This window comes from Marinomonas algae (genome assembly GCF_047525555.1).
GTDB lineage: Bacteria > Pseudomonadota > Gammaproteobacteria > Pseudomonadales > Marinomonadaceae > Marinomonas.
The window spans coordinates 56,476-69,660 of record NZ_JBLIXK010000011.1 but is presented as its reverse complement, the minus strand read 5'-3'; the positions used below and the strand labels follow the sequence as shown (position 1 = coordinate 69,660).

Annotated in this window: 13 protein-coding genes; 4 read left to right on the top strand and 9 right to left on the bottom strand. The window is 42.7% G+C overall.

Going from position 1 to position 13,185, the window contains the following annotated elements; translation table 11 throughout:
• Window positions 1-21 precede the first annotated feature (21 nt).
• On the bottom strand, window positions 22-1,350 hold the full coding sequence (locus ACMUMQ_RS13495) for an N-acetylmuramoyl-L-alanine amidase (protein ID WP_414682504.1): 1,329 nt from the start codon (window positions 1,348-1,350) through the stop codon (window positions 22-24).
• Window positions 1,351-1,454: 104 nt separating this feature from the next.
• On the bottom strand, window positions 1,455-1,907 hold the full coding sequence (tsaE, locus tag ACMUMQ_RS13490) for a tRNA (adenosine(37)-N6)-threonylcarbamoyltransferase complex ATPase subunit type 1 TsaE (RefSeq protein ID WP_414682503.1): 453 nt from the start codon (window positions 1,905-1,907) through the stop codon (window positions 1,455-1,457).
• A 155-nt stretch (window positions 1,908-2,062) separates the two neighbouring features.
• Here tsaE and ACMUMQ_RS13485 point away from each other — a divergent pair, with 155 nt between their 5' ends.
• A complete protein-coding gene (locus ACMUMQ_RS13485; protein ID WP_414682502.1) occupies window positions 2,063-2,812 on the top strand; it encodes a sulfite exporter TauE/SafE family protein in 750 nt (249 codons plus the stop codon).
• A gap of 11 nt (window positions 2,813-2,823) precedes the next feature.
• Here the strand turns inward: ACMUMQ_RS13485 and orn are convergent, their stop codons facing one another.
• Window positions 2,824-3,378 carry an oligoribonuclease gene (gene orn, locus ACMUMQ_RS13480; protein ID WP_414682501.1) on the bottom strand — a complete coding sequence of 185 codons (555 nt, stop codon included), beginning with the start codon at window positions 3,376-3,378 and terminating at the stop codon, window positions 2,824-2,826.
• A 74-nt stretch (window positions 3,379-3,452) separates the two neighbouring features.
• On the opposite strand from orn, the gene rsgA reads away from it, so the two are divergent.
• Window positions 3,453-4,487 carry a small ribosomal subunit biogenesis GTPase RsgA gene (gene rsgA / locus ACMUMQ_RS13475; protein WP_414682500.1) on the top strand — a complete coding sequence of 345 codons (1,035 nt, stop codon included), beginning with the start codon at window positions 3,453-3,455 and terminating at the stop codon, window positions 4,485-4,487.
• Here rsgA and ACMUMQ_RS13470 read toward each other — a convergent pair.
• Both ACMUMQ_RS13470 and motA read right to left on the bottom strand, forming a co-directional pair.
• Window positions 4,484-5,392 (bottom strand): flagellar motor protein MotB, encoded by a 909-nt coding sequence (locus ACMUMQ_RS13470; protein ID WP_414682499.1) that lies wholly within the window; start codon window positions 5,390-5,392, stop codon window positions 4,484-4,486. The genes rsgA and ACMUMQ_RS13470 overlap by 4 nt on opposite strands.
• 33 nt (window positions 5,393-5,425) lie before the next feature.
• Window positions 5,426-6,280, bottom strand: coding sequence for a flagellar motor stator protein MotA (gene motA, locus ACMUMQ_RS13465; RefSeq protein WP_414682498.1), 855 nt, complete (start codon window positions 6,278-6,280; stop codon window positions 5,426-5,428).
• Window positions 6,281-6,400: 120 nt separating this feature from the next.
• Between motA and ACMUMQ_RS13460 the strand changes: the two genes are divergently transcribed.
• Window positions 6,401-7,882, top strand: a complete 1,482-nt coding sequence (locus ACMUMQ_RS13460) for an HDOD domain-containing protein (protein ID WP_414682497.1) — start codon at window positions 6,401-6,403, stop codon at window positions 7,880-7,882.
• A 24-nt stretch (window positions 7,883-7,906) separates the two neighbouring features.
• Window positions 7,907-8,791, top strand: coding sequence for an archaetidylserine decarboxylase (asd, locus tag ACMUMQ_RS13455; protein WP_414682496.1), 885 nt, complete (start codon window positions 7,907-7,909; stop codon window positions 8,789-8,791).
• Window positions 8,792-8,862: 71 nt separating this feature from the next.
• On the opposite strand, the gene ACMUMQ_RS13450 is transcribed toward asd, so the two are convergent.
• The 4 genes from ACMUMQ_RS13450 to yajC all read right to left on the bottom strand — a co-directional run bounded on the left by ACMUMQ_RS13450 (window position 8,863) and on the right by yajC (window position 13,146).
• Window positions 8,863-9,876, bottom strand: coding sequence for a serine hydrolase domain-containing protein (locus ACMUMQ_RS13450; protein WP_414682541.1), 1,014 nt, complete (start codon window positions 9,874-9,876; stop codon window positions 8,863-8,865).
• Between the two features lie 75 nt (window positions 9,877-9,951).
• Window positions 9,952-10,866 (bottom strand): protein translocase subunit SecF, encoded by a 915-nt coding sequence (secF, locus tag ACMUMQ_RS13445; RefSeq protein ID WP_414682495.1) that lies wholly within the window; start codon window positions 10,864-10,866, stop codon window positions 9,952-9,954.
• Between the two features lie 9 nt (window positions 10,867-10,875).
• Window positions 10,876-12,729, bottom strand: a complete 1,854-nt coding sequence (secD, locus tag ACMUMQ_RS13440) for a protein translocase subunit SecD (protein ID WP_414682494.1) — start codon at window positions 12,727-12,729, stop codon at window positions 10,876-10,878.
• Between the two features lie 90 nt (window positions 12,730-12,819).
• Window positions 12,820-13,146: a preprotein translocase subunit YajC gene (yajC, locus tag ACMUMQ_RS13435; RefSeq protein WP_012070335.1), complete on the bottom strand. Its 327-nt coding sequence runs from the start codon at window positions 13,144-13,146 to the stop codon at window positions 12,820-12,822.
• Between the last annotated feature and the right edge of the window lie 39 nt (window positions 13,147-13,185).

Genomic DNA, 13,185 nt, shown 5'->3' with positions numbered 1-13,185 from the left:
AAATCCAAAGTCATATTAGATTTAGCCGGCAGGAATGACGAGCTTCTGACCAATCCAGATCACATCATTTTTCAGCTTATTTGTTTGTCGCAAAACCCCTAAAGAAACATTATTACGACGCGCGATCTCAGATAATGTATCGCCCTTTTGAACGGCATAGACATAATCGGATCGCTTTGTTTGTTTCCACGCAAGCAAGGTACCGTCTGGTGCATTTTTGGTAAAATAGTCCACAACACCTGTCGCAATAGACGCCGCCAACTTCACTCGATAAGTACGGCTTGATAAATTCTTTGCTTCTGTTTTATTGGAAACAAACCCTGTTTCAATCAATATAGATGGTATATCAGGCGACTTCAAAACAACAAAACCGGCTTGCTGAACACTGTCTTTATGTAATACAGCAACGCCTTTCATTTCACCTAAAACACTTTCACCTATATTAAGGCTCATTTGAATCGTCGAGTTCATTGACATATCAAGCAAGACTTCAGCTAATAGCTGATCTTTGTCATCCAAAGAAATGCCACCAACTAAATCTACCGAATTCTCTTGCTGAGCCAACCAACGCCCCATTTCCGAACTCTTACCGCTTAACGACAACGCCCACACCGAAGCGCCCCTCGCACTGGACTTCGTAAAAGCATCTGCATGAATAGACACCATTAGATCCGCATTGGCTTCTCGCGCCACTCGAGAGCGATCACGTAATGGCAAGTAAATATCTGTAGAACGTGTCAATACCGCTTTGAAACCGTCAACAGCATTTATTCGGTTCGCAAGCTCTTTCGCGATAGACAAAACAATATCTTTCTCACGTACTTTGTATTGCCCCAAAGCGCCTGGGTCTTTACCGCCATGCCCAGGGTCGATAGCAATGACAATATCACGCTTCTCTTTAGCCAAATTCGTCAAACTTTTAACAACCGTAGCAGGCTTGCGCTGACCGTATTCAAGCTCGATCAGAATTCTAGGACCATAAGTATCATTGGCCGCTAATACGGTACTTTTCGCTTTTGCAGACTGAGTCAAATCCAACACAAATCGCCCACCACTTTCACGGCGAGCATAACGCACACGAGTCAAGACATCGGAAGAAAGACCAGACAATACATCAGATGCAGAAGGGCTGAGTTCGGCATCTGTTATATCCAATACGATTCGATCTGGGTTAGAAAGAGGAAAAAGTCGATGATCAGAAGCACCTGACAATTCAAATACCAAGCGTGTCACTCCTTCTTGCTGAGCGACACGAATATCTCTAACTTCTGCAGCAATTGCATTCAGAGACACAAAAGACAGAATCAGATAAATAAAAACATTAAGACAAGTACGAAATTTAGTATGCATATCAGACAGCTAGCTAGAATATCTGTCACACTATAACTGCTGATCAAGTTGATCTCAATCCTGCTTATAGTAAAGACATTGATACATCAAGAAACCCAATCACCTCACAAAGATACTAAAGCGGCTGACGCTTTTTCTGTTTTCGCTTCTACCAAAACATGTCGCCCTTCTTTAATTCGATCAATAGAAACAATAAAGTCAGCTTCTGGAAGCACACCAACACCCATTTCAGCCCATTCGATTAGACATAAACAGGTCTCTGAAAAATAATCACGAATCCCCATATATTCTAACTCTTCAGGATCCGACACTCGGTACAAGTCAAAATGAAACGCTTCTATATTCGCCACATCATAAGGTTCAACAATCGTATAAGTTGGACTTTTCACAGGGCCATCATAGCCAAGGCCACGCAAAACACCTCGAACGAATGTCGTTTTCCCCATTCCTAAATCGCCTTCAAGGAAAACAACACCACCTTTTTTCAATGAAGAAGCAAAGGATTCCCCAAGCTGAACCATGGCATCTTCACCATAAACATCTTTCTCTATTCGCATTAAATCTTCATCCTCTCTCCGTTACCACGGAGTATTACAACAATGAAACAATTCTATTACATAAGCCTTTTTAAACCAGCATCAATGAATCATAATCTGGCTAAATTCGCCCTCTAGTTAAAAAAGCATCAAAAACAACAAATAAAAGGTCATTTATGGATTGGCTGCTCATATTACTGATTGCATTTGCCGTGTTAATAACAGGCATATCAAAAGGCGGATTTTCAGGTGCCTTTGGCGTTATCGCCGTTCCACTCATATCACTACAAACATCACCCACACTCGCCGCCGCCATCATGCTACCCATTCTCTGTGTCATGGACATTTTCGCCGTACAAAAGTTCTGGAAAAAGTGGAATACAGAACAACTCATAAAATGCATTCCAGCGGCCATTGTTGGCATCATTATCGGTGGCCTCACAGCATCTTGGTTTTCTGTTGAGTGGCTTAAAATAATGGTTGGCGTCATTGCCATCGGTTTCACAATCAACTCTTGGCCAAGAAAGAACAAAAGCTCTCGACTAAAACCCTTGAATACACTTGCTGGGAAATTCTGGTGTGCTTTAGGTGGCTTTACAAGTTTTATTGCCCACGCCGGTGGCCCACCAATGAGCGTTTATTTACTCAGAACACAATTAGACAAAACACAATATGTGGCAACCGCTGCTGTCATCTTTGCTGCCGTCAATTATGTCAAACTCATTCCTTACGGATTACTTGGCCAACTTAATACCACAAACATTCTGCTGTCGTTAAGTTTTACACCTATTGCTTATTTAGGCGTTCAGTTAGGTGCTTGGCTACACTATAAAATACCAACCGAACGCTTTTTTAAGTTCATCTACTTTTTTCTATTTTTAACAGGAGTAAAGCTTATTTGGGATGGCACTTCTGCTTTTTTCTAAAACTTATAAAACTAAACAGCATCCAAACCAAACATGGTTTTACGGTAATGTTTAAGCTCGCCAATGGATTCCAAAATATCGTCCATTGCCAAATGAGAACCAGATTTAGAAAAACCTTCCAATGCTTCAGGTTTCCAGCGTTTAGCCAATTCTTTCACCGTGCTTACATCAAGGTAACGGTAATGAAAAAAGCGTTCTAATTCTGGCATGTAGCGATATAAAAAGCGGCGATCTTGACCAACACTATTCCCACAAATAGGCGACGCGCCAGCTGGTACATATTGCGCCAGAAATTCAATCGTTTCTTTTTCCGCCTGCTCCATACTAATAGTCGAAGACAAGACTCGCGCAGTTAATCCAGAATTCCCATGATGCTGAGTACACCATTCATCCATTGCATCCATAACCGCTTTATCCTGATGGATTGCCAAACTAGGGCCTTTCCCTAACACGTTCAAATGTTTATCTGTAACAACCGTCGCAATCTCGATAATAGTGTCTGTTTCAGGATCCAAACCCGTCATTTCTAGGTCAATCCACACTAAATTCTCTTCATTTACGCTCATAATCTTCCAAATCCTTTATTATCAATGCCAAGCATTATACTCTATGCGCCTTAATATAGGACCAGACGAAACGAATGTCGAAGCGAAAACTTACCAAACAACAAACTTGGCGAATCGAAAGAATTCAAAAAGAACGCGTTGAGCGCACCAAGAAACGCAGTGATATTGCCGAGGAGCTACTACAGTCATCCGACCTTGGACCTGAAACCTCAGGCATTATCATTTCTCATTTTGGCACTCAGGTGGAAGTTGAAGGTACGCAAGCGCCTTTTATTGGCGTATCTACACGCTGCAACTTACGCGCAAATCTAGGACAACTCGTCACAGGCGATAAAGTTGTCTGGCGCCCAAAGCAAAATGAAGGTGGTGTCGTTGTTGCCACAACATCGCGACACACGTCACTAAGCCGCCCAGATATGCATGGCCGCCTCAAACCCGTTGCAGCAAACATAGACCATATTGTCGTGGTTATCGCAGCTGAACCGGTTGCGCACGCCAACCTTATCGACCGCTACTTGGTCGCCGCCGAAACCGTTGGCATTCCTCCTGTCATTCTATTAAACAAATGCGACCTAATAGACGACAAAAACAGGGATGAGCTAAACCAATTATTAAGCACCTACGAAGCGCTAGACTATAAAATCATTCGCACTTCTACCAAAGATCAAAAGGGCATGGAGTCTCTTTATAATTTTTTAGAAGACAAAACAAGCGTCTTTGTTGGTCAGTCTGGCGTGGGCAAATCCTCGCTAATCGGCACCCTTCTTCCAGACATAGACATCAGCGTTGGTGAGTTATCACAGAAAAGAAAGAAAGGTGTTCATACGACAACTACCGCTCGTTTGTTCCACATGCCAAAAGGCGGTGACTTAATCGACTCACCAGGAATACGTGAGTTTGGCTTGTGGCATATTTCTGAGGATGAACTATTAAACGGCTTTATTGAGTTTCGCCCACATATCGGCTATTGCCGTTTCAGAGATTGCGCCCATGAAAAGGAGCCTGGTTGCGCTATTTTAGACGCCTTAGAAAAAGGTGAAATTACAGAGCACCGCTTTCAAAGCTTTTTGCGCATCAAACAATCCATCAGAGAAAACCACGCCTTTTAAAAAACGCTTTCTGGGGCTAAATCTAACTCAGATTGAGTACCAGGATTGCCAAAGTTTCGGCGATTCTGGTCCAGCATTTTCTTATAAGCATCATCTGTTAACAATGTAATACTAATCCGTCGATTTTCTGCACTGTCTGTATCAAAACGATTGTACGGCACACTGTCTGCCAAGCCGATAACTTGAGCTATCCTTCGATCCTCAACACCACCTTCTTCCAATATCCGGCGGGCAGCATTGGCTCTTAATGCAGAAAGATCCCAATTATCTAAACTTTGAGGGTCATTAAACTGAGACGAATCCGTATGCCCTGTAATAACGATGGGGTTTTGCACCTTATTAAACAAAGGCGACATACTCAGCAAGGTGTTTTCAATATCTGGCATCATACGCGCGCTACCACGTTCAAACATGGGCTTATCTGGACTATCCAATAACGTGATACGCACACCAAGTGGTGTGATCTCAATGCGCAAATTATTCTCTTGTGACAAAACAATATTACTTTTCTCCAATTCCTCTTGGAGCAAGTCGTTAATACTGTTGGCCTCATCTGCCTCAGCACCATTCCCAAGTGCATTGTCATTAATCGGCACATCCGTACTGCCAGGCTCAGGTAATTGGGCATCAAGCTTTTTGTCTTTACTCTTGGCAGGACTCCCACCAAGGTCAATTGGATTAGCACTATACCCCGCCGTAGAAGCCCCCAAAGGATCTTGAAAATAACCTTCGATGCTTGCCAACTCTTCCGGGCTGGCAACGCTCAGCAACCACAACACCAAGAACAAGGCCATCATAGCCAAAGCAAAATCAGCCAAAGCTATCTTCCAAGCGCCGCCGTGATGACCGCCCTTTTTGATCTTTTTGACTCGACGAATGACCAAACCTTGAGAACCTACGGCCACATCATATCTCCGTTAATTCGGCAAAAATTCATCTTAACGATACTGCTTTAATTCAATAGACAATTCGGCAAAGCTTGGTCGCATATCTGGCGGAAGTAATTTACGCCCAGTCTCTACCGCTACCGGAGGCGGATAACCTGAAACAATCGAATTCAAACAAGCTTTAACACATAAATAAGCCTTCAGTTCATGAGCACCTAAATTCTCCAAATGGGAAGCTGCAGGGCCGACAAAGCCATAACCAAAAAAGATACCCAAAAATGTTCCAACCAAGGCTGCCGCCACATGAGCCCCAATTTCTTCCAAAGGCCCACCAATTGATCCCATCGTAATAACGATCCCCAACACCGCCGCCACAATACCAAAACCAGGCAAACCTTCTGCAACGCGGGTTAACGCATGACTCGGAGCAACAAGCTCTTCTTGTATTTGCTCTATTTCATTATCCATGATGGCTTCTATTTCATGGGAAGGAAGGCCTGTTAATGTAAATATGCGGTAGTTGTCTGTTAGGAACTCAACCAATTCATGGTCTCGAACAACATCAGGAAAACGCTTAAAAAGCTCGCTTGTAAAAGGCGATTCGATGTCCTCTTCAATAGACAAAAAACCATTTTGTCGGCTTTTCTGAAAGAGACTGTACATGACACCTAACAGCTGCAAATAAAATCTTTTATTATGTCGGCTGCCAGAGAACACTTGCGGCAGCATGGTAAGAACTTTCTTTTGGACTATGAATGGGTTGGCTACCATAAAGGCGCCTAGCGCAGCGCCACAAATAATAATCACTTCAAACGGCTGCCATAAAGCTAAAATGCTGCCATGAGATGCCAGATAACCAGAAACAACACTGATGATGACAATTAGAACGCCTGCTATTGCAAACATATTCCGTTCCTTAATAATGACAAAGTATGCTCTCACTTCAATATACAGTATGATGAATGAGATCAAAATATTAGAACGCCTCAACATACATAAACAACCAGGTCACTAATGTAACTAGCTATGAAAGACAAGTCACCTTTTGGCCTAAATGAATGGCTTCATTTTCTTAAAGAAAAAAAATTTCCAGTTCAAGCTGTAAATTTATCGAGACTCAAAACTCAACTAAAAAGAACTGAAGACACGCTTGACGGGATGCAAGCAAACATAGCGTCAGAGCCGTTACTTGCGTTCGCTATTTTGAACGAAGCAAACCGAACTCTATCCAACAAAAACAGTGAAATTAAAACCCCTTTTCACGCAGCCGCTTTGGTTGGTACAAATCGCATCACCAAACTGTTTTCTCGCTTCGAAGCCTACGAAATAACAAAGCGCTCGCCACCAAATCTCATCGCTTTTTTATCAGAAGTACAAACAAGTTACGAAGCGGCATCAATGGCAAGATTTTGGACAATTCAGAAGATTTCTGGTCACGAAGACGATATTTTTTGGACAACATTGTTCCGAGATGCCGCAAGGTGGCTGTTATGGTTTTACGCTTACCCTGTGATGGAAGCCATCACCCAAAAAATCAGGCAAGGTGAACAAGCCAGTAAAGTAGAAAAAAGCATCTTAGGCTGCCGAATAGATGAAATCACAGTGCATTTATGTACTTATTGGAAAACTCCCAGCAAGATCATTGAGTCCTTTCTAAGCAAGCATATCCCTAACAAGAAAGAGATGCAGACACTCGCTCATTTAGCCCATCACCCTGATGAGCTGCCCGGCTTCATTGAGGACAAGAAGCTGACTATTCTGGCGAACAATCCTCTTATTTATTCTTACTGCGCGACAAAGGTCGCTCATGATGCAAACCTTTTAGGCTGGGATTCAAAAAACCTCTCGTTTTTCTATCGAGTGGTTGCCACCTCAATGCACAAGCATCTAGGGGATGTTATTCAAACCGCCCATAGATCCAGCACAGAAGCGGCCAGACACTATAATTTAAAAGGCAAAATACCACTTGCTTTGCAACTTATTGATCCAGACTTGTTTACGCATAAACAAAAATCACCTACAAAAGTTGTGCCGCCTTCGACTCATCTCACACAACTCAAGCAAGCACTTAATCAACAAATTCACTTTGCAATAAAGCAAAAAGCAAACTTGGCTTTAAAAGCCATTAAGCACGAAATCCCTAACACTCAACATTGTATTATCTTTAAATACTCCTTTGGGAAAGTCTCTCCGCTTTACCAATCTGGTTACAGCGTAGACACCATTAAATCCATACAATGGAATGCGCCGTCTAGCGTTTTCGATAAGCTAAAAAATAAAAAATCTGCTGTTCACTTATTTGGAGTAAAATTAAAAAGTCTGTTAAGTGAACTCCCTCATCAAGCAGGACAAATCATAGAAAAGAATAGCCACTTATTTTTAGCCTCAACCTTATCAACAGAAAATGAGATGATGATATTTTGGCTTGAAGCGGGTTCCGAGTTTGATGAGAACGACTTTAAAAAACTTAAACAAATTGTGTCTTTAACAAGCCACAAAACACACTAATGAAAATTAATCAGGAAAAACAAAGTGACTAAAGACCAACTGTTTGCCTTTGCACAACATATTACCCCTCAAAAAACCTTATCTCGCGTTATTGGAAAAATAGCTGAGTGCGAAAATAATTGGGTAAAAAACACATTCATTAGTCAATTTGTAAAAAAATACCAAGTCGATATGTCAGAAGCCGTCAATAGCGACGAACTATCTTATCGCAACTTCAACGACTTTTTTACTCGCGCTATTCGTCCAGAATTACGCCCAATTTGTGATGAAGACAAGAGCATCGCCTGCCCGGCAGATGGCGCAATCAGCCAACTAGGTAACATCGAACACGGCACAATCTTCCAAGCTAAAGGCCATCACTACAGCCTAACAACATTACTTGGTGGCGACGCTTCATTGTCTGATCAATTCCTTGGCGGAACCTTCGCGACAGTTTATCTATCACCAAAAGATTATCATCGTGTTCACATGCCACTTACAGGCAAACTAACTAAGATGATTCATGTTCCGGGCAAATTATTCTCTGTCAACAAAGTCACAGCAGAACAAATACCAAACGTATTCGCTCGCAATGAACGTACAGTTTGCTTGTTCGAGACAGAAGCCGGCCCAATGGCTGTCATTTTGGTAGGCGCTATGATTGTCGCCAGTATCGAAACCGTTTGGGCAGGACAAGTAACGCCATTCAATAAAAACGTTGTAACTTGGGACTATGAAGCGCTCAATAATATTGAACTGCAAAAAGGCGAAGAAATGGGTCGATTCAAACTAGGCTCAACAGCGATTGTGCTATTCGGAAAAGACGCAATCAAATGGGAAGAGTCTCTAGCAGCTGAAACACCAACTCAAATGGGTATGAAATTCGGCGAAACATTAAGCAAAGCCCAAGACAAAGAAACAGCAGAATAACGCCCTTCCAGCTCAATTAAAAAAGTCTGCCTAGGCAGACTTTTTTAATGCGTTTTTTTCTAAAAAGATAATTACTGACCATCTTTTACAGCAGGAATAATATCCGCGCTAACCATGCTATGTAACAAGTCTCGATAACCGGTTCGTCCAGAGGGTAAATTCTCATCAGAAGTGATAGTGACAGTTAACTCTAAATCAGGAAAAACATAAATCATTTGCCCGCCATACCCCCAACCATAATAACCCTGCTCACCTGCAAAAGTCTGTATAAACCATCCATAACCATATTGCCCTCGATGAAAACGAGAGTGAGTTCTTGGTGTCCAACTTTCCTCAATCCACTGCTCTGATATCAAGCGCTTACCAGACTGAGTCACTCCACCACGTCGATACAACTCCCCAAAAGCCAACAAAGAAGATGGCGTCATACCAACTTGATTTCCACCCATTGGGATTCCTTGCGGGTCCGTTTCCCAACTCTGGATTCTCACACCAGAACCTTTCAACCATTGATTAGCAAGGCGATAAGTATGCCGACCGCTTTTCCGCATAACGATGGCAGACAGCAAATGTGTGTTCGCCGTTGAATATTGCATATCACCACCGACTTCTTCAACAAACGGCCACGACAATGCCGTTTTCACCCAATTATCACTGACAACCCAACGGCCATAATTACGCCCAGAAGTACGCTCCAAGCCCGCTTGCATGGAAAGTAAATGGCCAACGCGAATCTCCTCTAAACGAGGATCGAAATTTTCTGGTAACTGATCTTTCAATAAAGAGACAACAGCCTGATCAACGCCATCAATCACACCTCGATCAATCGCCATACCGACAATGGCAGACATCACAGACTTTGAAGCCGATTTAATATTCGCTACCGCTTTTATATCAGCGCCATTGTAAGCTTTTGCCCACACAAGCTTTCCTTTGTGTGCGATATGAACGGTTTTGATATTTGAAAAGCTTTCAGCAGTTTTATCCATCTCGTCGAAATCTAAAGCAAAAACCTGCAGACTGAAAACCAACGATAATGAAAGCAACACAAAACGCATAGAAACACCCTTTAAAATTTCATCCATCAATGTACTAACCATAATGACATAAAAAAGCCTGCATTAAGCAGGCTCTTTTAGCAAAAATGTAAGAAGATGATTCTAAGGAAGTTCGTCTTCCAACTCTTCTTTTGGTGCTGGCACCAAGTCTTCTCTCTTCACATCCATTGCAAGCAACAAGTTAGCCGCCACAAAGATAGAAGAGTAAGTACCTATGATGATACCCACCAATAAGGCCATTGAGAAGTTATGAATTGCTTCACCGCCTGCGACAAACAAAACCACCAAGACAAACAAGGTTGTCAAAGAAGTGATTAAAGTACGACCTAAGGTTTGGTTAATGGACTCATTCACCAAGTCATAAGGCGTCGTATCTCGCATGATACGGAAGTTTTCACGAATACGGTCACACACAACAATGGTGTCATTCAAAGAATAACCCACAACAGCAAGCAAAGCCGCTAGTACAGTCAGGTCAAACTCCACTTCAAACAAAGAGAAGAAACCTAACGTAATGATGACGTCATGCGTCAAAGCGATAACAGAAGCAACCGAGAACTTAAATTGGAAGCGAACTGCAACATAACCCATCACAATAAGCAGCGCGAGCAACATGCCCATACCACCTTGTTCACGAAGCTCTTCACCTACTTGTGCACCAACAAACTCAGAGCGCTGTAAGACAACATCAACCTCACCGTTATTCCGTAATGTTGATAAAACCTCATCACCTAATGTTGGTGTATAAGCGTTTGCCATACGAACCACAATGTCAGTTGGTGAGCCAAAGCTCTGAACCACTACATCGTCATAGCCACTCTGGCCCAGCAATTCACGGATATCGTCCAATTTAGGCGCTTCTTCGTACGCGACTTCAATCAGCGTTCCGCCAGTAAAATCTAAACCGAACTGCAAACCTTTCGTGGCCAATGCACCGATAGAAATTAAAATCAGCACCAATGAAAAAGCCGCTACGACTTTACGCATTGCCATAAATGGAATATTTGTCACTTTCATGGCGCTCTCCTAAATATACAGTTTCTTGTTTTTACGGCCGCCATACACAAGATTCACTTGCGCGCGCGTCACTACAATAGCCGTAAACATGGAAGTAATAATACCGAGCGATAACGTCACCGCGAAGCCTTTGACAGGGCCAGTACCAACGGCGAACAAAATAACAGCAACCAGCAAGGTTGTGATATTGGCATCAAAAATGGTTGTAAATGCGCGATTAAAGCCTGCATGTATTGCCTGCTGACTCGGCGTACCATTTGCCAATTCCTCTTTAATCCTTGAGAAAATCAACACGTTTGCATCCACCGCCATACCCATGGTTAATACAATACCGGCAATACCTGGCAAAGTAAGGGTTGCAGAAAGCAAAGACATACACGCCATCAGCAAAACAATATTTAAAGCCAGTGAAATATTGGCAAAAATACCGAACACCTTGTAGTAAACCAGCATGAAGAGCATAACTACCAATAAACCAATTTGTGCAGAACTCACACCTAACTTAATGTTTTCAGCACCTAAGCTTGGTCCAATCGTACGCTCTTCAACAAAATACATAGGCGCCGCCAAGGCTCCAGCGCGAAGCAATAACGCAAGCTCAGAAGATTCACGAGGACTGTCTAACCCTGTAATACGGAAGGAGTTACCTAGCGTTGTTTGAATCGTTGCCAATGAGATAATACCCTTCTCACTGTAACTACGACGCACTTCTTCAAAAGTGCCATCTTCTTGTTCTACAACACGCGTACGTGCTTTATGCTCGATGAAAACAACTGCCATATTACGACCAACAGCGGAGCGCGTAACTTTCGTCATTTGCTTGCCGCCTTTGGAATCAAGGCTGATGTTTACTTGAGGCTGACCGTTTTCATCAAAAGAAGAACTCGCGTCAGAAACACTTTCACCTGTCGTAATAAGGTCACGCTCTAAACGTGCAGTACGACCGCTACCATCACGGAAAGTCAGTGTTTCAATATCTGCGCCACTGTCATCCAATCCAGCTTCTAAACGGAACTCAAGGTTGGCTGTCGCACCGATAATACGTTTCGCTGCCGCCGTATCTTGAACGCCTGGCAACTCAACCACGATACGATTACTACCTTGGCGTTGAACCAATGGCTCAGCAACACCAAGCTCATTTACACGGTTACGCAAGGTTGTCAGATTTTGCTGTAATGCATAAACCTCAATTTCTTTAGTCTCGGCTTCGGTGAAAGCAACATCTAGATAAAAATCATCACCCTCTTGACGAGTATCGTAACGATATTCAGAGAAATCGCCTTTCAACAGGTTTTCCGCCAAAGACAAATCTGACTCTTGCAAGAAACGAATCGAAAGCACACCGTTTTCAACAGCCACGCTACGGTAACGAATACGATCAGAACGTAACGCCGCCTTCATCTCACTTGATGTTACTTCAAGACGCTGCTTAAGCGCCGCTGGCGTGTCAACTTCTAACAAGAAGTGAACACCACCACGCAAATCAAGGCCTAACTTAGCCGGACCAGCACCTAAAGAGGCTAACCAATCAGGCGTTGTTGGCACCAAATTCAATGCCGTTACAAAGTCTTCACCCAGTGCAGCAGACACAACAGGTTTTGCTGCAAGTTGGTCCTCACCACTATTAAAGCGCAAGGTACCGCCAGCAGAGGTAAGCTCTGCTTCTTTTAATTCTATATTCGCTTTTGCAAGGGCGTTTTTAGCCTGCTCTAGCGTTTGTTCATCAACGACAGAAGTTGTTTTTTGAGCAGACAGTTGTAGCGCTGGATCATCTGGATAAAGATTTGGGAAGGCATAAAGTAGCCCCAAAGCCAAAACAAGAAGAATTAGCAAATACTTCCACAAGGGGTACTTGTTAAGCATGTAAAATCCTTTAAACCTGAAAAATAAAATGGATCGATTAAAGAAGAAAAGCGCCTACTGTTTAAAAACAGAGGCGCTTCTCCAAGAAGGTTAAATTGACTTTAACGTTCCTTTTGGTAGTACTGCTGCAACAGAAGACTTTTGAAATTTCATTTCAATGCCTTCAGAAACTTCTAGCACAACGTAGTTATCATCTACTTTAGATACTTTACCTAACACGCCACCGCCTGTTACTACTTCAGTACCTTTCGCTAAAGAAGCAATCAAGTTTTTATGCTCTTTGGCACGTTTTGCTTGTGGGCGCCACATAAGGAAGTAAAAAATAACAACGAAACCTGCAAGCAATACAAGGTTAAAAATACCTGCATCGGCAGGTGCGCCACCTTCAGCATACGCTGGTGAGATCAATGCGATCATGGGATTAACTCTCCAATGGTTTATGAAACTTTCGTGTTT